This window comes from Mycobacterium sp. GA-1841, assembly GCF_001954135.1.
Taxonomy (GTDB): Bacteria; Actinomycetota; Actinomycetes; order Mycobacteriales; family Mycobacteriaceae; genus Mycobacterium.
In genome coordinates, this window is sequence record NZ_MBEQ01000110.1 from 67,918 (window position 1) to 93,060 (window position 25,143).

The following is a 25,143-nucleotide window of genomic DNA, read 5'->3' on the forward strand; positions in this document are numbered from 1 at the left end:
ACCGTCAGTACAGGGAGGCAACATCATTCGCGATATCAGAGATCTCAAAGACGACCCCGTTGCCTACGCCGCCGAACTGCAGCGCCGCTGGGGTGGCCTGCTCAGCTACCGGTACATCGGACGGCACCACGGGTCGATGAACGTCGGGCCCGTCGACGACACCGTCGCCGTGCGCTCCGATATGCGCGACGGCGCCGGCGCAATTCTGCTGTGCGTCTTCGGTATCGCCTCGCCCGAGGGTGGCCTGGTGTCAGATCTGGAGGCGGTCCCGAACCCGGTGGTGCACTCCTGTCAGGTCCTGGACACCGGTGCCGGCGTGAGCCGATTCGAGGTGCGCACCGAGGACCTGAAGCGCGGCCGCAGCATGGCCTACAGCCGATCTCTGATCGTCGACGCCGATGAACCGGCCCGCGTGCTGGCCGTCACCGAAGGCCAGGGCGTGACGATCGGCATCCCCCCGGACGGTCTGCAGAAGATGGTCGTGGAGCCGATCGAAGTGGTCGACTCGCCGGATCTGCCGCCGTTATGGCAGGTGTTCGGTGGCCGCCGGGTAGCTGCCGGCACCTGGCTGCTGCCCGAACTGTCGGTGGAGGTGGCCTCGCCGGATGCGGCGCTGCACGTGGGTCCGCAGTTCGTGATGACCGAGACAGCGGCCCGCAGCAGCGCCGCCGAACTGGCACAGACGGACACGCTCACCGGAGTCTCGTCGCACACCATGTTCCTGGCCAGGGCCAAGGTGGGCCCGTTCCGTTTCGTGGCCGAACCGCTGACCGGCGCCGGTGGCGTCGTGGCGGCACGCACGCAGGTCTACGACGACGGGGCCGGCGGAAAGTTGGTCACCGTGGCGACGCATGTGTTTCAGCGTGCGGCAACAGATCACGCTTGACCACCTTGCCGACATCGTTGCGCGGCAACCGCTCCACGAACACGATGCGGGCGGGTACCCGATAGGGGGTCAATCGCTCCCTGCACCATGCGTCCAGCGTCTGCTCGGTGATCGTGTCGTCCAGGCGGGCCACGAAGGCCCAGGGCACCTCGCCGAGGCGTTCGTCGGGGACCCCGACCACGGCGGCTTCGCGCACCCCGGCGGCGGCCAGCAGGACATCCTCCACGGTGCCGGGGAACACTTTCAGCCCACCGCGGTTGATCATGTCCGACACCCGGCCGTCGAGCCACAGGAAACCGTCGTCGTCGAACCAGCCCAGATCGCCCGTGTGGAACCAGCCGTCGTCGGTGAGCCGATCCAGGAAGGCCGGGTCGATCTTGCGGGCCGCCGTTGTCGGCGTGCGCACCATCACCTCGTCCTCGGTGATCGTGACGTCGATACCAGGCAAAGGGCGACCGACCGAACCGAGTTTGGTCTCACCCCATTCGCGGGCATCGGCTGCCGACCAGCCGACCACCTCGCCGCCGAGCTCGGTTTGGCCGTACGAATTCAGCACCAGCACACCGAATCTGTCGCGGAACCGTGCGGCCTGAACCGGCGAGAGTGGCGCGGTGATGGATCGCACGATCTTCAACGGCGACAGGTCGGTCACCGTCTCGTCGTGCAGCACCATCGTCAGCGCGGCCGGCGGCAACACAGTGGAACGCAACTGGTGTCGCCGAACCAGCGCGGCGAAATCCCCTGGGGCGAAGTGGTTCATCAGAACGACTCCGGATCCAGCCCGGAATGCGAACAGCACTTGATAGATGCCGGCCCACAGGGACAGCGACAGTGGGACCAAATTGGGCATGGGTGCACGTTTGGGTTTGTCGGCGTCCGGCTTGCCTCGCAGTTTGGTCAGCAGCCGGTCGATGAGATCGAGGACCGTGGTGTGCCGTAGCGGCACCGGTTTGGGTGCCCCGGTGGTGCCGGAGGTGAATTGCAGCAGTGCCACGTCGGCGTCGTATTGTCGCGGACCCTGCTGCGCCTCACCCGTGGCAGCGAGTCGCCAGGACAGTCCAGAGCCGATGATGACAGGCAACTTTGACGACGAGAAGCGATGTGCCAGCTCGGGCGTAGTGATGACGGCAACCGGCCGAAGAGTGGCCAGCTGGGATGTCACCTCGGCATCGGCAGCCCGCGGATTGAGCGGTGTGTAGACGCCACCGGCGCACCAGGTGCCGAAAAGTCCGGCGATGGTGGTGGCCTCGTTGGGCAGCATCGCCGCCACCACCCGCCCCGTCTGAACTCCGGCCTCGGTCAGCAACTCACCGAGCCGGCGGGCAGCGACCACCAGATCGTCCCGTGGTACGTCGAATTCGACCGTGTGCACTGCCACGGCGGGCAGGTCGTCGAGCAACTCCGTCAAGCTCACGACTCTGCCTCCAGAGGAAGCCAATTGGGGCTGCGCCTGTCGGAGAAGGCCTTCGGACCCTCATCCTGGTCGGGGTGGCCCCACATCGAGGTCAGATGTTCGGCGCCTGCGCGGCAGGCGTCGGTCAGCCCGTATTCCAAGGCACCCCACAGTGCTCGTTTGGTGGCCCGCATTGCCGCGGGTGAGTTCATGGCGATCTTCTCCGCGAGTTCCTGTGCGACATCGCGTAGTTTCTCCGGCGGATCCACCACCTGGCTGACCATGCCGAGCTCGTAGGCCCGTTGTGCGGTGAGCCGCTCGTGGCTACCCACCAACGCCATCCGCAGCACAGCCTCGGCGGGCATCTTGCGCATCAGGGCGATCGTCTCCAGAGCGCTGACCTGACCGATCGACACGTGCGGGTCGACGAACGTGGCATTCGAGGAGGCGATGACGATGTCGGCGTCGGCCACCCAGTGCAGGCCGCCGCCCGCGCATACGCCGTTGACCGCCGTGATGACGGGTTTACCGACATTGCAGTGCCAACCGGTCAGGCCCAGGTCGAGGGAGGCCATGGTCTCCTGGAACTGATGCACCGCGTCGCCATCGAGGTCGTCGACATCGGCGCCCACCTGGAAAGCGCGTCCATTGCCGGTGTGCACGATGACCCGGACATCGGCGTCGGCATCCAACTCGGCCCACGCCCTGCGGAACTCGTCGCGCATGACTACGTCGTAGGCGTTGAGCCGGTCCGGGCGGTTGTTGATGATCCATCCGACGGGACCGCGCCGCTCGACGATCAGTCGCTGGTAGGTCATGACACCTCCGTGGGATGGTTGTGCATCTGGCGGATCGCTTCCGCCGCCTCTTGGCGGGCTTGCGTCAGTCCGACCTCCAACGACCGCCACAGCGCCTTTTTGGTCACCCGCATCGCGGTAGGGGAGTTGACCGCGATCGCGGCGGCCAGCGTTCCGGCCGCCGCGCGCAACGCGTCGTCTGGCACGACCTCGGAGACTATGCCGAGTTGATAGGCGCGCTGGGCCGAGATCCGTTCACCCTTGCCGCTCAACGTCATTCGAGTGATGGCTTCCATCGGCGATTTACGCAGCAGGGTGATCGCCTCGTAGGCGACGGCTTGCCCCACCGACACGTGTGGATCGACGAAGGAGGCGCGTTCGGCGGCGATCACGATGTCGGCGTCGGCGACCAGGTGAAGGCCGCCCCCGGCGCACACCCCGTTGACCGCTGCGATCACCGGCTTCCAGACGTCGCAGTGCCAGGACGAAATCTTCAGCTCGGCGTCCCTGGTGCGCCGGGAGTGTTTGCGCATCGCCTGTTTGTCGCGGGCGACCTGCACGACGTCCATCCCGGTGCAGAAGGATCGTCCGTTGGCCATGTTGACGATGACCCGCACATCGGGGTCGGCGTCGAGGTCGGCCCACGCGTTTTCCAGCTCGTCGAGCATCAGCGCATCGAAGGCATTGCCGGCATCTGGGCGATTGAGGGTCAGCCAGCCGACCCCGTCGGACTTCTCCACCGCAATCCGCTCGTAGTCGGTCACGATCGCGGGATGTCCTTCCAGGGCTTGCCCTTCCACGGATCGGGCTCCTTGGGCAGACCGAGCACACGTTCCCCGAGAACGTTCTTGTTGATGTCGGTGGTGCCGCCCTCGGTGCCGTTGGCCAGGCTGCGCATCCAGCCCTGCACCTCCCGCGGTAACGCGTCCGCGTCCTCGGTGGCAGTCCAGGCGAGCGCGTCCGTGCCGAGCAGGTCGACCATCAGATCCTGGATCTGCTGGTTCAGCGTGGCCTGATGGACCTTGCCGATGGAGGATGCCGCACCGGGTGATTGGCCGGCCTTGAGCGCCTCCCGGACCCGGACGTTGGTCCAGCCACGGATCTGCTCCTGGGCCCACAGCCGCATGACCTTGTTCCGGATCACGGGATCGGACCAGCGGCCGGTCTCCTGCGCCAGCGTGATCAATCGTTGCGCGCCGGAGCCGCCGAGGCGGCCCATGCCGCCCGAACCCGACCCCGACACCATCTGGCGTTCACTGGACAGCGTCGACGCGCTGACCCGCCAGCCGTCGCCCCGATCGCCGACCCGATGCGCGTCGGGGACCCGGGCGCCGTCCAGGAACACCTCGTTGAACTCCCGCTCACCGGTGATCTGCCGCAGCGGGCGCACCTCGACGCCGGGCTGTCGCATATCGAGCAGAAAATAGGTGATGCCTTGGTGTTTGGGCTGATCCGGGTCGGTGCGGGCCAGCAGAATGCCGAAGTCGGCATCATCGGCCCAGGTCGTCCACACTTTCTGGCCGGTGACCACCCAGTCTGCGTCATTTCCGGGGCCGTCGCGGACGGCGCGAGTGGCCAGCGACGCCAGGTCCGAACCTGCGCCGGGTTCGCTGAACAACTGGCACCACTTCTCCTCGTTCGCCACGATCGGCGGGAGGAAACGCAGGCGCTGTTCCTCGGTGCCGTGGCTGAACAGCGCGGCCGCGGCATTGTTGAGGCCCAAGGGGTTCAACCGCGTGAGCCGCAGCGGTGTCAGCACCGATTCGATGCTGCGGGCCACCACGTTGGAGATACCGAGACCACCGTATTCGGGTAGCCAGGTCGGGGCGACGAGTCCGGTCGCGGCGAAGGTGGGATACCAGGCCCGATAGGCGGCCGGCGTGCGGACGGCGCGCAGTGCCTGGGCGCCCTGGGCTGCGGCGGTCCGCCAATGGGCGGGCACCTCGGCCTCCACCCACATCCGTACTGCGGCGACCGCGTCGTCGGTGCTGGTGGTCTTGTCGATAGGCAGTGTCATCGGCCCTGAAACTCCGCATCCCGTTTGTCCCGGAAGGCGGCCAGCCCCTCCTTGAAATCATCGCTCCGGCTTGACAGCTCGAGAGCCATGGCTTCGTTGTGCAGGTGTCGGTCCAGGTCCAACCCGTGGCCGCTCTGCAACAGCCACTTGGTCAGCCCCAGTGCAACGGTGGGTGCCGCGGCCAACCTGCCCACCAGCTCGTCTGCCGCCGATTCCAGTTGGCCGACGGGATGGGCACCGTGGATGATGTCCCAGTCGGCGGCATCGGCCCCGGATATCTCCTCACCGAGCATCAGCAACCGGCGGGTGCGTACCATCCCGATCACGCGGGGCAGCAGCCAGGCGGCGCCGCTGTCCGGGCTGAACCCGCGGGCCATGAACGGCTCCCAGAATCGGGCGTCGGTGGCGGCCACGCAGAAGTCGGCGGCCATCGCGATGTGGAATCCGAGCCCGGCGGCCCAGCCTCGCACCACGGCGACGATGGGGACCTGCGTCTCGAGCATGAGCGGGATCAACCGGTTCGCTTTGTTCGGCATCCGGCGCTGCGTGCTCCCGACCCGCGGTTTACGTTCGGAGCGTGCGTTGTTGGCGATGAGGTCAGAGCCTGCGCAGAAGTCGGAGCCGTTCGCGTCGATGCGGATGACGCGCACCGTCTCGTCGGTACCGGCGGCCGCGACATGTTCGATCACGGCGTCCAGAACCGTGTCGTTGACGGCGTTGCGGCGGTCGGCACGATCGAACGTGAGCCGCAACTCGGGGCCGAGGTGTTCGACCACGAGTCCGTCGACGCTGGAGTAGGCCATCGGCATATCAGTGTTCGGCGAACTGAGCTGAGACGGCGGTTAGCAACTCGGCGAGGTCGGTCGCCCCGCCGGGGGGATCGGGAAGTCGAACCGGTCCGCGTTCGCGACTGGGCAGCAGGATGGTGGCGTGGCCGGGCGTCGTGATCTGGCCCCGCTGGTTGGTGGCCGCAAGTTCGAGTTCGACGGCCGGCCGGTCACCTTCGGCGAGGAACTTGCGTGCCACGGTGCCGCTGATGGTGTGCAGATCGCCGACGTAATTGAACAGCCGGAACTCGCAGTCCAGTTTCCACAGCCAGGCGTCGTCGCCCATCCAGTCTGTGCAGAGGTGGATGAGCCAGGTCTCGCGCATTCGGCCGTAGTCGAATGTGGTGGGGTTACCGGCATTACGGGCGGCGTCAGGCTCCCAGTGCACCCGCTGCTGGACGTCGGGGACGCCGTGCTCGTTGGGACTATAGAACCGCGGGATGCGTTGCCGATTACGCCATGCCAGTCGTAGTGGGCGCACGCCATACATTCCGGTGCCCATGCCGACGTGCCAGCAGACCATATCGGTGACGGTGAGCGGGCCCTTGGTCAGCGGCCCGACGGTGTCGCCCTCGGCCACGTCTTCCCACCAGCGTGGTTCGGCTCCGCGCGGGGTCTCCTGCGGATAGCGCGCGTCGATCTCGGCGATCTGCTCCGGCGTCCAGGTCTTGAGTTCCACCGCTTCGTACTTCTTGCGGCCGCGCGCCTTGCTTCGCTCGGTGCGGATCATGTTGCGGTACTGGCCGCCCAGGATGGTGCCTTCGTCGTCCCGGAACACCTGGGCAGACCACTCGTGAATGGCGCGACCGGCGAAATCGCTGTTCTTGTCCAGCGCCGCCACCAGGGCATTGCGCCGGAATACCCGGTGCCCGGCGCGCAGCGGTGCCCACCATTCCCGGGATGAGGACGCATAGAACGCGTGTACGCCGCGCAGTGGATCGCCTTTGGTCAGCGCCCGGTCGGTGTCGGACAGTTCGGTGACCTCGTCTTCGCCGATCAACGTGTCGCCGCCGACAAGCGCGGGTGGCGCAATCGACTGGCCCCAGACCGACTTGGTGGCGTAGTCGGGCTCGCACCACAGCGGGTTGGCGTCACCGTAGCTTTCCGCGACATGTCGGAAGGCGTCCTCATTGGGGCGGTGGTAGTGCGGCGGTTGGGTGTGCGGGACGGCGATGCCGACGGTCGCCCGCAGCCGGTCCAGGCCCTCATCGGTGATGCGGCCGGTCTCGGTCATCGAGCAGCCTCCTCAGGTGCGTGTTCCTTGGCCTAAACCAAAGTGAGAATTAAGATACCCGAAAAGTGGAAATGCCGTTAACGCAGGGCGGGTGGGATGTCAGAGAAATCGACAGGGATCACGGTCGACACAAGGGCAGACGGTGTGCGCCGCATTGTGATCGATCGCCCGGAAATCGGAAATTCGTTGTCGCCCTTGGCGCGAGACGCCGTGGCGGATGCCCTGATTGGCGCTCATACGGACGCCGCCGTTCGAGCCGTGCTCTTGACCTCGTCGGGGTCGCGGCACTTCTGCGCCGGGGCGGGGCTGCCGTCCCGATCGGCTGATGCAGCTTCACAGCTCGCGCCCGACCGGCGGCCCGGCGACATCGCCCGCATGCTGGCCCAGGGCTGGCAGAGGCTGGTGAGTGCGGTACTCGACTGCGACAAACCGGTTGTCGCGGCGGTCAACGGGACCGCGGTAGGTGCCGGTGCCAGCCTGGTGTTGGCCTGCGACATCGTGGTGATGGCGCGCCAGTCCACCCTCGTGGAGGCGTTCGTGCACCGCGGGATTCTGCCGGATTCCGGGGCGGTGCACCTGCTCACCAGGATCGTGGGTCTGCGCAAGGCCACCGAACTGTTGATGCTCGGTGAACCGGTGGACGCCGACGAGTGCCTGCGGCTCGGACTGGCGAACCGGGTGGTGCCCGCGGAACAGGTGGATCAGACGGCGGATGCACTGGCAGTGCAGTTGGCAGCGGGCCCGTCGGTGATGCTCGCGCTCACCAAGCGTCTGCTGTCGGTCTCCTCGGAATCCCCACGCGAGCGTGCGTTCGAGCAGGAGGCCTGGGCGGCCGAACTGATCTCCCGGACAAGCGATCTGCAGGAAGGGCTGTACGCGTTCGCCGAACGCCGACCGCCCCGCTTCACCGGGCGCTGAGCTCAGCCGGCGGCCGGCCCGCCGCGGATGATGAACGACGAGCTGTCGTCGATCCGGTCGATCGCCTCGGCAACCCCTTCCGCGGTGAGGTCGGTGTCTTCGATTCCCTTGGTCACGCCGATGAACACCCTGGACACCTTGCCCGCCCCGACCGAATAGATGTGCGCCGTGCGCTCGCAACTGCGGTGTGCCAGATAGATCACGACCGGGGTGACCAGTTCCGGGTCCATCGCCTTGCCCGCCTCGCCCATGATGTCCTCGGTCATCCGGGTCCGCGCGATGGGGGCGATGGCGTTGACGGTGATGCCGTTGCGTGCGCCCTCGATCGCCAGCACATGCATCATGCCGACCAGGCCCATCTTGGCCGCACCGTAGTTGGCTTGACCGAAGTTGCCGAAAAGCCCGGTACCCGAGGTTGTTTGCACGATTCGGCCGTAGTTCTGCTGTCGCATCACCGGCCACACCGCGCGTGTCACGTTGAACGCGCCGGTGAGGTGCACGGCGATCACCGCGTCCACCTGGTCGGCGGTCATGTTCTTGAAAGCGGCGTCGCGCAGGATGCCGGCGTTGTTCACCAGGATGTCCACGCGCCCGAACGCCTCGGCCGCGGCCGCGACGATGGCCTGGCCACCCGCCTCGGTGGCCACCGAGTCACCGTTGGCGATGGCGGTGCCGCCTCGGGCGGTGATCTCGTCCACCACCCGCTGCGCGGCCGATGTCGAAGCTCCGCTGCCGTCGACCGCGCTGCCGAGATCGTTGACCACCACCCGCGCGCCACGACGCGCCAGTTCGAGCGCATGGCAGCGGCCGAGGCCCCCGCCCGCTCCGGTGACGATGGCTACCTGGTCCTCGAATGTGATTGACATGGGTGAGAGGTTACATTTGCATGAACGAGAATGTGCATTTGCATCGGAGGATGTCATGGCAGCCGATCTGCTGGGTGATGCGCCATCCCGCGCCGCACGCTTACGCCCGCGATACCGCGCGGCCGGCGTCTGGTCCGAACGGCCGCTGGACCTCGTTCGCTTCACCGCGGCAAGGTATCCCACGCGGCCCGCACTGATCACCCGTGGCGTCGAACTCAGCTACTCGGAATTGGATGAACGCATCGACCGGGTCTGTCAGACGCTGACCGAGGCCGGCGTGGCACCGGGTACACCGGTTGTCGTCGTGGTCGGCAACGACGTCGACTCGGTGGTGGCAGTCCATGCCGTAGAACGTGTGGATGCCGTGGTGCTGCTGGTGCCACGCAGCGCCGGGGCCGCACAGGTGGTCGATATCGTTGATCGCACCGGGGCGGCGTTCGGTCTCGCACCGAATTGGCCTGACGTTACGAAACCGGATTTGGTAGGGCGCTGCACCTGGATCGCGGTTCCGGCCGCGATCACCGCGGCGCCGGTTCGCCCGCAACGGCCTGCCGACGAGCCGTCGTTCGTGCTGTTCACCTCTGGTACCACCGCAAGACCCAAGGGGGTGGTGCACTCTTTGAGCACCCTGCGGAAGGCGTCGGCCAACTACATCGCTGCCACCGGTCTGAGTGCTGAGGACCGGATCTTCTTGATCAGTCCGCTCGCTTCGGTGACCGGGGTGGTGCAGACGCTGTTCATCGCCCCGATGCTCGCGGTGCCGGTGGTGCTGGAGGATCGTTGGGAACCCGCGGCCACCTGCGATCTGCTGCTGGCCACGGGCGCGACTTGGTACGGCGGGCCCGACCGGCTGTTGGACCGGTTGCTCGCCGAGGCGGTGGCACGGGACCGGGCGGTACCGTTGCGGGCGGTGTACCTGGGCGGCACGATGCTGGACCGCCGGATCGTCGAGCGCATCGAGGAGGATTTCGGGATCGTCGTGATGCGTGCCTACGGATCGTCGGAAGTTCCCGTCAGCACCTCCGGCCAGCGCACCGGTCCACGGCAGGTACGGCATGCCGACGACGGAGTGCCGCTGGCGGACGTGGAGGTCCGGCTGGGCTCGGCCGACGATCCCGCGGAATGCTGCATCCGTGGCCCGCACGCCTTCATGGGCTACACCGACGTCGAGGCCGACACAGCCGCGTTCGACGGGGAGTGGTTCCGCACCGGCGATATCGCCGAGGTGGTGGACGGGCGCGTGCGCATTGTGGGGCGGATCAAGGACATCGTGATCCGCAACGGCATGAAGATTCCGGCTGTTGAGGTGGAGGAGGCGGTGGCCAGGATCGCCGGGGTGCGCGAGTGCGCGGCGTACTCGGTGCCCGACGCGACCACCGGAGAGCGGCTCGCCGTTGCGGTGGTACTCGACGGGTCCGCGGAACTCTCCCTGCGAGAGGTGGCGGCAGCGCTGATATCGGCGGGCCTGCCCAAGTACAAGCTGCCGGAGGAATTGGTGTTCTGGGACCAGTCGTTGCCGATCAACGCCAACGGCAAGGTGGAACGAAAAACATTGCACCAGAATGCACACGGTCGGCCCCGCGCGGTGGCCGACCGTCTGGCTGCGACGCCGTGATGCGCTAGCCCTTAGTGCCGCCGCTGACGTTGATCGTCGCCTTGTTCATCCGGGCCTGCCAGTCCGACGAACTGTCGCTGTGCTCCCGCTTGGACAGCGCCTGGATGGACACGTCGTGGCCCTCGGCAGCCTTACGTAGGCTCCCGACGGTCGCCTGCTCCTTGCTGATGTGGGTGAAGGGATCCCAGTGGTACCAGCGCATCGCGTTCTCATACGTCATCTTGTTGATATCGGTTGCCGGAACGTCGAACTTCTTGAGGACCTCGTCGAGCGCCTCGGGCGCGTCGGGCCACATCGAGTCGCTGTGCGGATAATCGGCCTCCCAGCAGATGTTGTCGATACCGATCTGATGGCGCAGTTCCACGCCTACCGGATCGGAGATGAAACAGGTCAGGAAGTGCTCACGGAAGAACTCCGAGGGCGTCTGCTTGCCGAAGTCCTGACCCGTCCAGGTGGAGTGCATCTCGTAGGTCCGGTCGGCCCGGTCGAGGAAGTACGGGATCCAGCCGGTGCCGCCCTCGGAGAGGGCGATCTTCAGGCCGGGGTAGGTCTTCACGGGCTTGGACCACAACAGATCCGCCGCGGCCTGCACGATGTTCATCGGTTGCAGGGTGATCATCACGTCCATCGGGGCGTCAGGCGCGGTGATCGCCAGCCGGCCCGATGAGCCGATGTGCACGTTGAGCACCGTGTCGGTATCGACAAGGGCTTCCCACATCGGTTTCCAGTGGTCCAGATCGTGGAAGCTCGGGTAGCCCATCGCCGCCGGGTTTTCGGTGAAGGTCAGCGAGTGCACACCGCGGGCGGCGTTGCGACGGATCTCCTTTGCGCAGGCCTCGGGGTCCCAGATGACCGGCAGGGTCATCGGGATGAAGCGCGCGGGATAGGCTCCGCACCACTCCTCGACGTGCCAGTCGTTGTAGGCCTGTACAAGGGCCACGGAGAATTCGTGGTCCTCGGTGGCGAACAGCCTTCCGGCGAAGCCCGGGAACGACGGGAAGCACATCGAGCCGAGGATTCCCCCGGCGTTCATGTCCTTGACTCGCTCATCGACGTTGTAGCAACCGGGCCTGATCTCGTCGAGCCCCTGTGGTTCGAGGCCGTACTCTTCCTTCGGCCTGCCGGCCACCGCATTGAGCGCGACGTTGGGAATGACGACGTCGCGGAACTGCCAGGTGTCACTACCGTCGGCGTTGTGCAACAGTCGTGGCGCGTCATCCTGGTACTTCTTGGCCAGGTGGTTCTTGAACATGTCGGGCGGCTCGACGATGTGGTCGTCGACGCTGACCAGGATCATGTCGTCTTTGTTCATGTCATTTCCTCTCGGGTGGTGCCGGTGTGAGGGGCCTGAATACGGGAACGACGAAGCCGTCGTCGTCGTGACGGAAGTCGAGGATGAGCGGCAGCCCGGCCTCTAGGTCGTCGGGAGAGCAGTGTTCGATATTCGTCATCAGCCGGGGGCCCTCGGCCAGGTCGACCATGGCGACCACCGACGTTGCAGCGTCCTGGTGGACGACCGTCCAGGTGTACAGCGTCGCGCGACCGCCGGCCGGAATCGAGGACACGTCTTCACCCCAGCAATAGGGGCAGAAGGGTCTGGGATACAAGGAATTCCGTCCGCAGGATGCGCAGGTAGTGACCAGCAATGCGCCGTTCTGGACGGCGGCCCACCACGCTTCGCTGTCGCTGTCGGTCATCGGCCGGTTCGGGGCGCTCATCAGTTCCTCCCCAGGATCGTGGTGGCGCTGTGGCTGAAGAAGCCACCCATCGCGTGCACGCAGGCCAGTTCAGCGTCGTCGACCTGGCGGTCACCGCATTCGCCGCGCAGTTGCCGAACCGCTTCGACCAGAAGGAACATGCCCCGCATCCCGGGGTGACAGGAGGCCAACCCGCCTCCGTCTGTGTTGGTGGGCAGCGTCCCACCGGGCCGCAACGCTCCGGATTCGATGAACTTGCCGCCATCGCCCTTGGCGCAGAACCCGAGATCCTCAACGGTTAAAAGCACTGTGGCGGTGAAGGAGTCGTAGAGTTGGCAGACGTCGATATCGGCTGGGCGCACTCCGGCCCGGGCGAAGGCTTCCGGTCCGGACACCGCGGCCGCCGACGTGGTGAAGTCACCCCATTCACTCATGCTGACATGCGAGGCCGCGTCGGCTGATCCGAGGATCCAGACCGGGTCCTTGGCGCACGAGCGGGCGACGGCTTCACTGGCGAGCACCACAGCACCGCCGCCGTCGGTCCGCAGGCAGACGTGCTTGGTGGTGAAAGGGTCTGCCAGCATGGGCGCCGACGCGACGTCGGCCAGGGTGATGCGGTCGCGTTCGAATGCGTTGGGGTTCATGGCCGACCACTCGTGCGCCGCCACCGCCACCTCTGCGAGTTGCTCTACGGTGGTGCCGAATTCGATCATGTGCCTGCGCGCTGCCATGGCGTATTTGGCTATCAGAGAGGCGCCGTACGGGGCCTCGTACTGCATGGCGCCGCCGGTGTTCATCGCCGCAACCAATCTGCGCACCCGGCGTTTGACATCGGAGCGAGCGGTGGACCCGTAGGTCAGAAGGACGACGTCGACCTCGCCTGTCGCGATGGCCGCGACCGCATGTCGAGTCATTACCTCCCAGGAGGATCCGCCTACATTGGTGGCGTCGACCCAGCGCGGCCGCAGCCCCAGGTATTCGCTGACCTCGATCGGCGGGAGCAATGTGCCGTGGCCACCGAAGCCGTCGATATCGTCCTTGGTCAGCCCCGCATCGCTGACGGCGCGGCGCGCGGCCTGAGCCATCAACCCCATCGCGGTCATCTGGGGAACCCTCCCGCAATCGGACAGGCCGGCTCCCACGATGGCAACACGTCTGGTTGGCATAGCCCATGTTAACCACACCGATAATGGCGTATGCGAATCGGCGCAAATGATCGTTCTCGTTGCGTAAGGTAAACCCGGTGCAACAGAATTTCAGGGCGAAGCTGCGCGGCGATCGGTTGGTACTGTGCCTGGCCCTGTTGAACTCCCGAACTCCAGAGGTCCCGGCCATCGCCGCCTCCTGCGGTTACGACGCGATCTATGTGGACCTCGAGCACACGTCGGCATCGCTGGATACCGCCGCGCTGATGTGTGTTGGAGCGGCGGGGGCCGGCATCGCCGGTTTGGTTCGGGTGCCCTCGCATGATCCGAGTGTGATCGCCCGAGTGCTCGATGCGGGGGCAGTGGGAATCATTGTGCCACATGTTAATTCCTCAGACGAGGCGTCCACGGTGGTGTGCGCGGCCCGATTTCCTCCCATCGGCCGGCGGTCGATCTCCGGTCCCAATGTGGTCAGCGGATTCGGCCCGAGAAGTCCGTCGGAGCTCGCCGCCGCACTGGAGGACCAGACTGTGGTGGCGGTGATGATCGAGACTCCCGATGCGGTTGCGGGCTGTGAGGGTATCGCCGCGGTGGCGGGAGTCGACATGATCCTGCTCGGGCCGAGTGATCTGACCGCCGAGATGGGAATCCACGGCGACTATGAGAATGAGCGTTTCCGTTATGCGGTAAGCTCTGTTGCAGCGGCCTGCCGTAGGCACGGTGTGGCGCTCGGGATAGCCGGTATCAAATCGGTTGACCTGCTGGAACGATTCGTCGGGCTCGGCCTGCGATTCATCTCGGCGGGTACCGATGTCGGGATGATGACCGAGGCGGCCACCTCCCGAGCGCTGGCGCTTCGTGCCCTACCGATTGGTCGCTGACAGCACAGGCCGCGTCACGACGACAGGAGCACGGATGCCCACCGCGATTTACACCGAACAGGTCACCGACTCGATGGCCTGGACCGGCGCCGATTTCACCAGCAAGGAGGATTTCTGCTTCGATCTGTCGGCACGCAACGTGGCGGCGCTGGAGTCGATCCTGGTGAAGACGGCCGCCAAGGACCGGGACGACATCACCTTCGACGACGTCCGCCACCCCGACCTCGATGACGACCTCGCGAGGTTGTACCGGGATCTGATGTTCGGCAAAGGGCTGGCATGCGTCCGCGGGTTCCCGGTCGAGCAGCATTCGGTGGAAGAGCTCGAGCGCATCTACTGGGCGTTCTGCTGGCACCTGGGTTATCCGGTGTCCAACAACTCCTTTGGGCATCGACTGGTGCGGGTGCAGGAAGAGATCCTGCCCAATGGGGTGCAGCCGGCGCGCGGTACGAAATCCAGCGCGGAGCTGGCCATGCACAACGATGCCGCCGACATTCTGTCGCTGCTGTGTGTGTACCCGGCACTCTCCGGCGGCGAAAGCCAGTTCGCCAGCGGCCCCGCCGCGCACAATCGGATTCTCGTCGAGCGGCCGGACTTGCTCGAGGTGCTGTACCAGGGGTTCCCGCACCATCGCCGCAGCGAGCAACCCGATGACCAACCCGATGTCACGCCCTATGACGTGCCGGTGTTCTCTCAGATCGACGGCCGCATCTGCATCAATTTCACCTACAGCAGCATCCTTCCCGCGATGAAGACGATCGGTCGCGAATTCACACCGATCCAGGAGGAGGCGATCGAACTCCTGCGCAACATCCTCGTGGAGCAGCAGGTGGAGTTCCGGCTCGAATCGGGTGAGGCGGCGGTAGCCAACAATTTCGCGATGTGCCACTCGCGCTCGGACTTCGTCAGCAGCAACGATCCGAAGAAGGCTCGCTGCTTTCTGCGCGCCTGGATGGAGGTCCCCCGCGAAGACCGCAGGCTGCCACTGGGCCGTGAGTACTTCCACATGGAGAACAAGGATCTGCGGCTCGGCTACGACATCGTCGAGGGTCGCGACGGCGCGATCGCGCGCAACGACTACAAGAACGTCGACAGCGCGCTGGCCGACATGTTCAAGGCCGCGCAGGCCAAGCCCAAGCTGAACAGGTGACCGGAGTTGGGCCGCATCCGCGGCTGGTCTATGAGCGGTGGACCGATCCGATCGCCGGCGACGTGCTCGGGCTCGCCGATATCGATGTCGTCAAGCTGGAACTCTCGGCATCCGACGAACAGAATTGGGCGGCGCTCGAGTCGGCGCACGGCTACCAGGTGGCCACCCGCACCGACACGGCATCGGTACCCGGCGGAGCGAAGTGGCTTGCCGGACCCGATCTGATCTCGCGCTGCGACAACCTGTTGGCTGTCTGTTCGGCCGGTGCCGGTTACGACGTGATCGACGTCGAGGCCTGTACCCGTGCCGGGGTGGCGGTATGCAACAACTCGGGTCCGGGTGCGGAGGCCGTTGCCGAACACGCACTCGGATTCATGCTCGATCTGGCGAAGAAGATCACGGTCTCGGACCGGACTCTGCGCGCGGGCCCGCTGCAGAACCGGCTGGCGTTGCGGGGCACCCAATTGCTGGGCAAGACCCTCGGTGTGATCGGACTGGGGGCCATCGGAAGTCGGTTGGTGGAACTGTGCGCACCGTTCGGGATGGAAGTCCTGGTCTTCGACCCATACCTGGACGAGGTGGCGGCCGTGGGCCGCAGAGTGACCAGGGTGGCGCTGGCGGAACTGGTGCGGCGGTCCGACTTCGTGCAGGTAACTTGCCCGCTCACGACGGAGACCGCAGGTCTGATCGGACGGGCCGAGTTCGCCGCCATGAAGCCCACCGCGTACTTCATCACGACCGCGCGCGGACCGGTACACGATGAGACCGCTCTGTTGGACGCCCTGCGCAGTGGTGATATCGCCGGGGCGGGCCTTGATGTCTTTCACACCGAGCCGCCACGTGCCGACGATCCGCTGCTACAGATGGCCAATGTGGTCGCCAGCCCGCACACGGCGGGAATCACCGTCGAAGCCGCCCGAGATATCGCGGTGGCCACCGCCACCCAATGGACGACCATCTTCGGGGGTCAGTTGCCGCCGCGATTGCTCAATCCGGATGTGTGGCCGCGTTATTGCGAGCGTTTCCATGACATGTTCGGGTTCCGGCCGAATGCCCAACCGGACCCGGCAGATCTCGATCCGAACCGAAGGTGACCAGCGTGGGATATCAGACAATCGAGTTCGAGGTGCGCGGGCACACGGCCTGCGTGACCCTGAACCGCCCCGAAGTGCTCAACGCCATCAACGACGAGATGATCGCCGAACTGGCCGAGGTCTATACCGAGATCGAACTCTCGCAGGACATCTGGACCGTGATCATCACGGGAGCGGGGCGGGCTTTGTGTGTCGGGGCCGATGTCAACAAGGCTGCCGACCACGACATGGAGAACGCGGCGGGCATCGACAATCAGGGTGAGCCCATCCTGAGCTCGCTACGGCAGTGGGATGCTCCCCAGGAGGCCACGCCGCCCTGGCTTCAGATGACGAAACCGATCATCTGCGCGGTCAACGGAATCGCCTGTGGAGCTGGGATGGATCTTGTCACCACGGCCGATATCACCATCGCTTCGAAGACAGCGACGTTGATGGATCCACATGTGAGCATCGGGGTGACCTCCGGCAGGGAAGCTGTGCGGCTGGCGCGGATCCTGCCGCTGCCAGTCGCCATGCGGCTGGTGCTTATGGGCCGGCACGAGCGTCTGGACGCCCGGCGAGGCTATGAGCTGGGCATCTTCACCGAGGTGGTGCCCGCCGATGCACTCATGGAGCGGGCGTGGGAAATCGCCAACACCGTGAATGCGAATGCACCATTGGCGGTGCGTGGCTCGCGGATGGCGGTCCGAAAAGGGCTGACCCTGCCGATCTATGAGGCCGAACTGCTGGCCGAGAACTACCGCATGAAGGTGGCACTCACGAAGGACGCGATCGAGGGTCCGCGCGCATTCCTGGAGAAGCGCGCGCCGCAGTGGCGGGCTCGCTAGCCCGCCACGCGACGCGAGCTACGTCAAGCCGAAGAAGTTCTTTGCGTTGGTGGACAGCACTTTTCGCTTGGTCTCCTCGTCCAGTCCGGCGGTGGCCCTGTTGGCGACGTCGGTGCTGTGCGGCCAGTTGGTGTCGTTGTGCGGGTAATCGGTCTCGAACATCAGCTGGTCGGGTCCGACCAGATCGAGGATCCGGAACGCCACCGGGTCGCCGAAGGTCGAGAACCATACCCGGCCCGGAACCTGAGTGCTCGGCGGCTCGGTGAGCAAGGGATGGATGCCACCCCAGGCCCGGCGATCTTCCCAGACCTCGTCGACCCGCTGTAGGTAATAGGGAATCCAGCCGGCCTGCGCCTCGGCGAAGGCGAGTTTGAGCTTCGGGAATTGCCTGAGCTTGGCGGAGAACAGCCAGTCCACCAGTGCGATAGTGCAGTTGACCGCCATGAGTGCGCTGGTGACGACATGCGGGGAATCGGGAGAGGATTTCGTCAGTGACGAGCTCGACCCGATGTGCAGCATGATGCCGACATTGTTGCGCTCGCACGCTGCGAAGAAAGGGTCCCAATAACCGCTGTGGATGGACGGCAGGTCCAAGCGCGCCGGCAGTTCTGAGAAGCAGACGGCCGGCATCCCCTTGGCGGCGACGCGGTCCACTTCCTGGGCGGCCAGGTCGACGTCCCAGAGCGGGATGATGCCGAGCGGGATCAGTCGCCCGTTCGAGCCCGCGCCCCACTCCTCGATCTGGAAGTCGTTATAGGCCTGTACGCACAGCAGTGCGAGGTCTTTGTCCTTGCCGTGCAGGAACCGCTGCCCACAGAAGCGCACGAGGGTGTTGGGGAAACAGGCCGAGGCCTCGATCCCCGCGATGTCCATGTCGGCGAGGCGATCGGCCGGACGGTAGCAACCGGGCCGCATCTCGTCGTAGGTGATCGGGTCCGTTGTCAGCTCGTCGATTTCATAGCCGACGGCGGCGCTGATCAGTGGGATCGGGATGATCGCGTCTTCGTAGTGCCAGATGTCGGCATCGCGGCCGTCCGCATCGTCGATGAACGCGACATCCGAGGTGACGGTCGGGTCCATGCGCCCACGGTGCCGGATGATGCGCGGGCCGACGTCGCGATAGCGTGCCGGCAGCCTGCTCGTCCACAGATCCGCTGGCTCCACCAGGTGGTCGTCGGGCGAGACGATGGGGATATCGGTTGAGATGGCTGAGCTCAAAGCTGCACTCCTTCACAGGCGCCCTGATACAAAGAATTCCCGATTGCGAGAATGACCGTTCTCACGATAGCGCATGCTGTCTGGCTGCGTATCCGGCAGTGGGATGTGGGCGTGAAAATCAACATACCCGTGAATGTAGATCGCAAATTCTCACCGGCGATCCCGTATCCTGCTAGGCATCATGAACGCGAAAAAGGGCACGAATCCCAGCAGTGCGGGAGCCGAGTTGGAGATCGTTGATGCCGAGTTGGACATCCCCGCGGCGAGTTGGCAGCAGCGGACCATCGAACGACGGCTCAGCACCGCGCGTGCGCGAGCACTGGCGCGCAGCTCACGGTTTCTGGCCACCGCGCTGGAACTCGTCGAGGAGTCCGGTCGAGCCGATTTCACCATCCAGGCCCTCATCGACCGCTCGAACTTGAGCCTGCGGGCCTTCTACCAGCACTTTGCCGGTAAAGAAGAACTGCTCCTCGCGTTATATGAGAACGTCACCAGCCAGTTCACCGAGAGCATCCGCCAAGAGGTCGCGGCAGCCGATGGTCCGATGGACCAACTTGAAGCCTTCTGCCGCGGGTTCCTTTCGCGGGCGGAATCCTCGGAGAAGGTCGGCGGTCGGGTCATGACCATCTACAACCTGAGCCTGGAGATCGAGCGACCCGCCGACTTCGCGAAGATCTGGGAGCCGCATCACAAGCTGCTCACCAAGATCGTCACGTCCTGCTCACGGGCCGGCCTGGTGCGGAAGGACCTGACCCCCGCCCAGTTGACCACGCTGCTGAACTCCACGCTGACCGCACTCGCGCAGATCGGGGTCTTCCAGGTCGGGGCCAAAGCAGTCGCGCTCAGCGAGGATCAACTGTGGGCCTGGTGCAAGCAGGCGGTCTCGCCGCCGGCCGACGAGAAGCCGAAACCGGCGCGGGCCAAGTCTGCGCCACGCGCCGGCACGGCTCGCCGGTCCGGCAAGCTAACGGGGTAGGCCGAGCCCGCGCTGGGCAATTATCGATCGCTGTACCTCGCTGGTGCCCGCATATATCGTCGTGCCCAGGGAGAACCTCATCAATTGCTCGAATCTTCCGTGTTCGGGTGCGGTCGGGTCGAGGTAGCTGCGCACCCCGTCCGGTCCGAGCAGTTCGACGATGTCCTGGCTGGCGCGCTCCAGCGCCTCGGTGCTGAAGAGCTTGGACATCGGGCCCTCCGCGACCGGATGCCTGCCCTGCTCACTCATCCATACGCAGCGTCGCAGCAGCAACTCTGAGACCTCTGTTTCCATTGCGACCCTGGCGATTCGGCGTCGCACATCGGAGTCGACGATGGGTGGCTGACAACCCTCGGCCGGGGTTGCCCGCGCCCACCGCTCAGCGTGGTGGAGCAACCTGGCAATGTGGGGCCCCCAGCCCGAGGCGTGTTCATCCCGCAGGGACAGCCCGAGAACCTGCCAGCCGCCGTCGATCTCGCCGACGCGCCACTGGTCGCCGATACGGACGTCGCTGTAGAAGGTGATGTTGGTGCGCTCTCCGGATAGTGTCCAGACAGCCTGTGCCTCGAATCCTGTGCTGTCCAGCGGCACCAGGAACATGGTGAGCCCCTTGTGCTTGGGCTTCTCTGGGCTGGTACGGGCAAGCAGGAAGACGAAATCGGCGATGTGGCCGTTCGTGGTGAACATCTTGGAGCCGTTGATCACCCAATCCTCGCCATCACGTACGGCGCGAGTGGCCGCCGCGGCGACATCTGAGCCGCATTCGGGTTCGGTGAAACCCAGCGCGATCGTGAGGTCCCCGCTCATCGCGGACGGAACGATCCTCTCCTGCAGCTCCGGGGAGCCGATAGCGCGAATGATGGATGCCACCATCCTGGTGGTCTCCGACAGGTAGACCGGTGCGTCGAATCGCATCATGAGTTCCTTGACCACCTGCTCGGCCCATGGACCGCGGTCCTGGCCGCCGAATTCCACCGGCCAGCCCGGGGCGAAGTAGCCTTCTTCGACCAAGCCCTTGGCGAAGCCGTCGTCGTGGGCGACCCCGCTGCGATAGATCTGCTCCTCGAATTCCGGCGTAAGGACTTCCTGTAGGTGTGCGCGCACCTCGTCGCGGAATGCTGTGGTCTCCGAATCAAGCCGAAAGTGCATGCCCACATACCCTCTGTCGTCGAACTGTCCGTGTAGATACTGATACTCTCAAAAGTGAGAACTATCATATCCGCAGGAGTGGAGCGACGTGGACCTGACTCTGTCCGAGGAACAACGCCAGCTCGTTGATTCGTTCGCTGCCTTGTACGCGCGGGAATCCAGCACCGAACGGGTGCGTGCCGCCGAACCACTGGGATTCGACCCCGCCCTGTGGGCGGCGCTGAGTGCTACCGGTGCGGTCGAGATGGCTGTCCCCGAGGAGCATGGCGGCTGCGGTGCATCGGTTCTGGAACTGGCACTGCTGGCCGAACAGCACGGCAGGGCAACCGGTTCCGCTCCGGTGATCGAGGCTCAGGTGGCCGCCTGGCTCCTGGCCCGATGCGGTGCGACCGGCGCGGAGTTGCTTGCCGCGGCGGCGTCGGGGGAGCGGTTGGTCACCTTCTCGCCCCGCCCTACCCCTCGGCCTCAACTCGCGTTGGTGCCGGCGGGTGCGGTCGCCGACGTGGTGATCGCGCTGATCGGAGACCGCCTGGTGGCCGCGCCGATTCGGACGCGCACCATCGTCGAGAACCTCGGCACTTTGCCGCTCGCCGATGTGGAGATCGACGCGGAGGCGGTCACCCTGGCCGAGGGAAATGTGGCGGTGGATGTCTATTCGGCAGGGCTGGATCGCTGGCTCACACTGACCGCGGCTGCGTTGGCCGGCATCGGGGCGCGGGCCATCGAGGTAGGCGCGCAGTATGCAAAGGAGAGGCACGCATTCGGTGCGCCGATCGGGTCTTTCCAGGCGGTCTCCCATCCGCTGGCCGACGGTGCCACCGCCGTCGACGGTGCCCGGCTGCTGGCGTTCAAGGCGGCGTGTGCGTTCGACGATGAGCCCGGCCGGGCAACCGAACTGTCCGCCATGTCATTTGCCTTCGCCGCTGAGTCCGCCCGCGGGGCGACCCGCACCAGCCTGCATGTGCACGGTGGCTACGGCTTCGGTATGGAGGCCGATGTTCAGCTGTACTACCGCCGGGCTCGGGGATGGATGATGGTGTACGGGGACCCGGTGACCGCACTGGACAGGGTCGCGGATGCCCGCTACGGCACCGCCTGCTGATCGGCGGTCCGCGACCGCAGGGCGACCTCTATGGGTTTCATTCGGGCGCCCGGACCTGATCCTTGAGCGCGAGTACTACCGGCGGGGCGCTGCGCCAGTCCGGCACGCCCTGTTCGGGGCCCGCGGTGGCCAGTTTGTCCTCGCGGATACCGGCCCAATGCGAGTGATTGAGCTGGTGCAAGGTGAAACACGCCTGCAGGGAGTTGTAGAAACCCATGTTGTCCTGGGTTTGATTGACCGACTCCTTGATGAGCAGAGCGGCCATGGTGGGCACCGCGGCGATGCGGCGCGCGAGTTCAAGCGTGTTGTCGGCAAGGTCCTCTCGGGTGAACACCTTGCTGACCATGCCCAGTCCGTGTGCCTCGTGGATGTCGATGGCATCACCGGTGAGCATCAGCTCCTTGGCCTTTCGCGGACCGAACTCCCAGGGATGGCCGAAGTACTCCATGCCGCACATGCCCAGCCGAGTGCCGACCACATCCGCGAATCGCACGTCTTCGCTGCCGACGATCAGGTCGCAGGCCCACATCAGCATCAGACCGGCAGAGAACACATCGCCGTGCACCTGCGCGATGGTGATCTTGCGAAGGTTGCGCCAGCGCAGAGTGTTCTGGAAGAAGTAGTGCCATTCCTGCAGCATGCATTTCTCGGCGCCCTCGCGGGTGCCACCGTTGATGGCCGCGGTCGGATGTTGGCCGGGGCCCGGCAGATACTCGCTGATGGCCTGTTTTGATCCGATGTCGTGGCCGGACGAGAACATTTTGCCCTCACCGGCCAAGATGACCACCCGGACGGTGTCATCGGCCTCGGCGGCGCCGAAGGCCTCGTCGAGCTCCGCGAGCATGCCGCGGTTCTGGGCGTTGCGCTGATCGGGGCGATTCAACGATATCCGCACGATTGCGCCGTCGTCGTAGCTTTGCAACTTCAGGAACCGGTATCCGTCCACTGTTCTCCCTATGCCGCTTGTGGTAATGATGTTATCGGTCAGTGAGAAGCAATGTTCTCATAATGCGTCAGGAGAGCCCCGATGACCCATCCGGCCCGTGAGATCTGGGATGCCGACAACCATCTGTACGAACCCACCGATGCCTACACCCGGCATCTGCCGAAGCAGTACCGCAGCGCGATCCAGTGGATCCAGGTCAACGGTCAGACGAAGCTGATGATCAAGGGCCGGCTCACCGACACCATTCCGAACCCGACCTACGATGTTGTTGCGTCTCCCGGGGCCTGGGCAGATTACTTCCGCGGGATCAATCCGGACGGAAAGTCATTGCGGGAGTTGGCCAATCCCATCGCCTGCCCAGAATCGTTCCGGCGGGCCGAAGAGCGGTTGGCGTTACTCGACGAGCAGGGTGTGCACGCCTGCGTGATGTTCCCGACAACCGGCGGCATGCTCGAGGAACGGATGACCGACGACATCGAACTCTCGCACGCGGTTGTCCACGCGTACAACGAGTGGCTGCTGGAGGAGTGGAGCTTCGACTACCGCGGCCGTATTTTCGCAACGCCGGTGATCACCCTTCCCGATGTCGACAAGGCTGTAGCTGAACTGGACTGGTGTGTGGAGCGCGGCGCTCGCGCGGTCCTGGTGAACCCCCGGCCGGTGGCGACGGTCTCCGGTCACACCACCTCGATGGGGCAGCCGTACTTCGATCCGTTCTGGGCGCGACTGGCGCACCACGGCATCCCGGTGCTCATGCACGCCTGTGACTCCGGCTATGACCGGTACAGCCGTGACTGGGAGGGGGCCGGAGCGGAGTACCTGCCGTTCAAACCCGATGCTTTCAAGACGATCGTGTACGAGGACGCGCGATCGATCCTGGACACGTGTGCGGCGCTGGTGGCTCACGGTGTCTTCACGCGCCACCCGGGCGTACGGATAGGTGTCATCGAGAACGGCGGCAACTGGGTGCCCAGGCTGGTCGAACTCTTCGACCGGGTCTACAAGAAGATGCCCGCGGAGTTCGCGGAACACCCTGTCGCCCAATTCAAACGCCATGTATGGGTGAATCCGTTCCACGAGGAGGACATGAGCGGGCTCATCGACCTGATCGGCGCCGACAGGGTGCTGTTCGGGTCGGATTATCCGCATCCCGAAGGCCTGGCGCACCCGGCGGAGCTGACTCCCGAGATCGCTGCCCTGGACGAACCTGTGATCGATCGCATCATGGGCGCCAACCTGCGCGAGCTGTTGACGGTGGTGTCGCGAGGATGAGCAATCCAAGAGTGATCCTGTGGGGACCGGGCCAGGTGGGCATCGGGGCATTGCGCGCGGTCATCGCGCACCCCGGGTTGGATCTGGTCGGGCTGATCGTACATTCGGAGGCCAAGGACGGTCGCGATGCCGGCGATATCTGCGGTCTGCCCGATACCGGCGTGATCGCCACTCGCGATATCGGTGCGGCTCTCGCGATCGACGCCCATGTCGTGGCCTTTTTCGCCTCTGGCGATTACCGCTACCACGAGGCGGCTGAGGACGTGGCTCGTTGTCTGCGTGCCGGCAAGAATGTGGTCTGCACATCGCTTGTGCCGCTGTGCTATCCACCGGCCGCAGACCGTGAAACTGTGCAGCTGCTGGAAGCCGCCTGCCGCGAGGGCGGTACCAGCCTGTTCAACAGCGGCGTCGATCCCGGCTGGGCCAACGACGTCATCGCCTTGACGATGACCGGTTTCAGCAGCCGAGTCGACACCATCACCATGCTGGAGATCCTCGACTACGGTCCGATCGCACAGCCCGAGATCATGTTCGATTTCATGGGCTTCGGCCACGAGCCCGATTACCCGGCACCGTTGTTCGACGCTACCCGGCTGGCCGCGCTGTGGGCGCCGATCATCCATTTGGTCGCCGACGGTGTCGGGTTGCCGCTCGATGATGTGGTGACGACCATCGACAAATGGCTGGCCACCGAGCGGTACGAGGTCGCTTCAGGCTGGATCGAGCCGGGAACCATGGGCGGTATGCGGTTCAAACTCGCCGGCATGGTCGACGGAGAAGAACGAATCATGCTGGAACACATCACTCGGATGGGGGAGCAGTCCGCCCCGAACTGGCCGCGGCACCCTTCACCGCACGGTGGCTACCGGGTGATTGTCGACGGAATGCCGACCTACACCGTCGACATCGAGATGCATGGCCGCGGCAACAACATGCGTGGGCTCACCTACGCAACGGTGATGCGCGAGCTCAACGCCATCCCGGCCGTCATCGAGGCCGAACCCGGCCTGCTGTCCACGTTGGACCTTCCCCTGATCACCGGGCCGGTGCGGGGAGGCAGCTGGCGAGGGGTCATGCCCCGAACGGTTGACGCGTGACCAACCAAGCGGCCGAGTACGTTTCGGACGACCTGT

24 protein-coding genes are annotated in these 25,143 nt (G+C 65.4%); 11 read left to right on the plus strand and 13 right to left on the minus strand.

Features of this window, described 5'->3' with window-relative positions:
- The first annotated feature begins 22 nt into the window (after window positions 1-22).
- Complete coding sequence (locus A5740_RS24980) at window positions 23-886, plus strand: hypothetical protein (RefSeq protein WP_076198845.1); 864 nt, start codon at window positions 23-25, stop codon at window positions 884-886.
- On the opposite strand, the gene A5740_RS24985 is transcribed toward A5740_RS24980, so the two are convergent.
- From A5740_RS24985 to A5740_RS25010, 6 genes are read right to left on the minus strand one after another with little or no spacing between them, the layout of a single operon-like run.
- Window positions 837-2,300, minus strand: a complete 1,464-nt coding sequence (locus A5740_RS24985) for a class I adenylate-forming enzyme family protein (RefSeq protein WP_076198578.1) — start codon at window positions 2,298-2,300, stop codon at window positions 837-839. The genes A5740_RS24980 and A5740_RS24985 overlap by 50 nt on opposite strands.
- Window positions 2,297-3,097: an enoyl-CoA hydratase/isomerase family protein gene (locus A5740_RS24990; protein WP_076198580.1), complete on the minus strand. Its 801-nt coding sequence runs from the start codon at window positions 3,095-3,097 to the stop codon at window positions 2,297-2,299. Before A5740_RS24990 ends, A5740_RS24985 begins: the two co-directional genes overlap by 4 nt.
- On the minus strand, window positions 3,094-3,840 hold the full coding sequence (locus A5740_RS24995) for an enoyl-CoA hydratase/isomerase family protein (RefSeq protein ID WP_076198841.1): 747 nt from the start codon (window positions 3,838-3,840) through the stop codon (window positions 3,094-3,096). The genes A5740_RS24990 and A5740_RS24995 overlap by 4 nt, the downstream gene beginning before the upstream one ends.
- Window positions 3,837-5,093, minus strand: coding sequence for an acyl-CoA dehydrogenase family protein (locus tag A5740_RS25000; RefSeq protein WP_076198582.1), 1,257 nt, complete (start codon window positions 5,091-5,093; stop codon window positions 3,837-3,839). The genes A5740_RS24995 and A5740_RS25000 overlap by 4 nt, the downstream gene beginning before the upstream one ends.
- A complete protein-coding gene (locus tag A5740_RS25005) occupies window positions 5,090-5,896 on the minus strand; it encodes an enoyl-CoA hydratase/isomerase family protein (RefSeq protein ID WP_076198843.1) in 807 nt (268 codons plus the stop codon). The genes A5740_RS25000 and A5740_RS25005 overlap by 4 nt, the downstream gene beginning before the upstream one ends.
- A 7-nt stretch (window positions 5,897-5,903) precedes the next feature.
- Window positions 5,904-7,154: a hypothetical protein gene (locus A5740_RS25010; RefSeq protein ID WP_076198584.1), complete on the minus strand. Its 1,251-nt coding sequence runs from the start codon at window positions 7,152-7,154 to the stop codon at window positions 5,904-5,906.
- 96 nt (window positions 7,155-7,250) lie between these two features.
- Here A5740_RS25010 and A5740_RS25015 point away from each other — a divergent pair, with 96 nt between their 5' ends.
- Window positions 7,251-8,072, plus strand: coding sequence for an enoyl-CoA hydratase/isomerase family protein (locus A5740_RS25015; RefSeq protein ID WP_076198586.1), 822 nt, complete (start codon window positions 7,251-7,253; stop codon window positions 8,070-8,072).
- Window positions 8,073-8,074: 2 nt separating this feature from the next.
- On the opposite strand, the gene A5740_RS25020 is transcribed toward A5740_RS25015, so the two are convergent.
- Entirely contained in the window at window positions 8,075-8,938 is an 864-nt protein-coding gene (locus A5740_RS25020; RefSeq protein WP_076198588.1) for an SDR family NAD(P)-dependent oxidoreductase, read from the minus strand.
- Window positions 8,939-8,993: 55 nt separating this feature from the next.
- Here A5740_RS25020 and A5740_RS25025 point away from each other — a divergent pair, with 55 nt between their 5' ends.
- Entirely contained in the window at window positions 8,994-10,553 is a 1,560-nt protein-coding gene (locus A5740_RS25025; RefSeq protein WP_076198590.1) for a class I adenylate-forming enzyme family protein, read from the plus strand.
- 4 nt (window positions 10,554-10,557) lie between these two features.
- Here A5740_RS25025 and A5740_RS25030 read toward each other — a convergent pair whose 3' ends face one another.
- The 3 genes from A5740_RS25030 to A5740_RS25040 are packed head-to-tail and all read right to left on the minus strand — an operon-like array spanning window position 10,558 to window position 13,416.
- Complete coding sequence (locus A5740_RS25030) at window positions 10,558-11,865, minus strand: amidohydrolase family protein (protein ID WP_076198592.1); 1,308 nt, start codon at window positions 11,863-11,865, stop codon at window positions 10,558-10,560.
- A 1-nt stretch (window position 11,866) separates the two neighbouring features.
- Window positions 11,867-12,271 (minus strand): Zn-ribbon domain-containing OB-fold protein, encoded by a 405-nt coding sequence (locus A5740_RS25035; RefSeq protein WP_076198594.1) that lies wholly within the window; start codon window positions 12,269-12,271, stop codon window positions 11,867-11,869.
- Entirely contained in the window at window positions 12,271-13,416 is a 1,146-nt protein-coding gene (locus tag A5740_RS25040; RefSeq protein WP_076198596.1) for an acetyl-CoA acetyltransferase, read from the minus strand. The genes A5740_RS25035 and A5740_RS25040 overlap by 1 nt, the downstream gene beginning before the upstream one ends.
- A gap of 77 nt (window positions 13,417-13,493) precedes the next feature.
- On the opposite strand from A5740_RS25040, the gene A5740_RS25045 reads away from it, so the two are divergent.
- From A5740_RS25045 to A5740_RS25060, 4 genes are read left to right on the plus strand one after another with little or no spacing between them, the layout of a single operon-like run.
- Window positions 13,494-14,276, plus strand: coding sequence for an HpcH/HpaI aldolase/citrate lyase family protein (locus A5740_RS25045; protein ID WP_254849334.1), 783 nt, complete (start codon window positions 13,494-13,496; stop codon window positions 14,274-14,276).
- Between the two features lie 34 nt (window positions 14,277-14,310).
- Window positions 14,311-15,426, plus strand: a complete 1,116-nt coding sequence (locus A5740_RS25050) for a TauD/TfdA family dioxygenase (protein WP_076198600.1) — start codon at window positions 14,311-14,313, stop codon at window positions 15,424-15,426.
- Window positions 15,423-16,520: a hydroxyacid dehydrogenase gene (locus tag A5740_RS25055; RefSeq protein ID WP_076198602.1), complete on the plus strand. Its 1,098-nt coding sequence runs from the start codon at window positions 15,423-15,425 to the stop codon at window positions 16,518-16,520. Before A5740_RS25050 ends, A5740_RS25055 begins: the two co-directional genes overlap by 4 nt.
- A gap of 5 nt (window positions 16,521-16,525) precedes the next feature.
- Entirely contained in the window at window positions 16,526-17,347 is an 822-nt protein-coding gene (locus tag A5740_RS25060; protein WP_076198847.1) for an enoyl-CoA hydratase/isomerase family protein, read from the plus strand.
- 18 nt (window positions 17,348-17,365) lie between these two features.
- Here A5740_RS25060 and A5740_RS25065 read toward each other — a convergent pair whose 3' ends face one another.
- Window positions 17,366-18,553, minus strand: coding sequence for an amidohydrolase family protein (locus tag A5740_RS25065; protein ID WP_076198849.1), 1,188 nt, complete (start codon window positions 18,551-18,553; stop codon window positions 17,366-17,368).
- 193 nt (window positions 18,554-18,746) lie between these two features.
- Between A5740_RS25065 and A5740_RS25070 the strand changes: the two genes are divergently transcribed.
- Window positions 18,747-19,541: a TetR/AcrR family transcriptional regulator gene (locus A5740_RS25070; protein ID WP_076198604.1), complete on the plus strand. Its 795-nt coding sequence runs from the start codon at window positions 18,747-18,749 to the stop codon at window positions 19,539-19,541.
- On the opposite strand, the gene A5740_RS25075 is transcribed toward A5740_RS25070, so the two are convergent.
- A complete protein-coding gene (locus tag A5740_RS25075; protein WP_076198851.1) occupies window positions 19,530-20,690 on the minus strand; it encodes an acyl-CoA dehydrogenase family protein in 1,161 nt (386 codons plus the stop codon). The two genes, A5740_RS25070 and A5740_RS25075, sit on opposite strands and share 12 nt — an antisense overlap.
- Window positions 20,691-20,778: 88 nt before the next feature.
- On the opposite strand from A5740_RS25075, the gene A5740_RS25080 reads away from it, so the two are divergent.
- The gene (locus tag A5740_RS25080) at window positions 20,779-21,792 is read left to right on the plus strand and encodes an acyl-CoA dehydrogenase family protein (protein ID WP_076198606.1); all 1,014 of its coding nucleotides are present in this window, start codon (window positions 20,779-20,781) and stop codon (window positions 21,790-21,792) included.
- A 37-nt stretch (window positions 21,793-21,829) separates the two neighbouring features.
- On the opposite strand, the gene A5740_RS25085 is transcribed toward A5740_RS25080, so the two are convergent.
- Complete coding sequence (locus A5740_RS25085; protein ID WP_076198608.1) at window positions 21,830-22,738, minus strand: enoyl-CoA hydratase; 909 nt, start codon at window positions 22,736-22,738, stop codon at window positions 21,830-21,832.
- Window positions 22,739-22,819: 81 nt separating this feature from the next.
- Between A5740_RS25085 and A5740_RS25090 the strand changes: the two genes are divergently transcribed.
- A complete protein-coding gene (locus A5740_RS25090) occupies window positions 22,820-24,010 on the plus strand; it encodes an amidohydrolase family protein (protein WP_076198610.1) in 1,191 nt (396 codons plus the stop codon).
- An 11-nt stretch (window positions 24,011-24,021) separates the two neighbouring features.
- Window positions 24,022-25,107: a dihydrodipicolinate reductase gene (locus tag A5740_RS25095; RefSeq protein ID WP_076198612.1), complete on the plus strand. Its 1,086-nt coding sequence runs from the start codon at window positions 24,022-24,024 to the stop codon at window positions 25,105-25,107.
- Window positions 25,108-25,143: the final 36 nt, after the last annotated feature.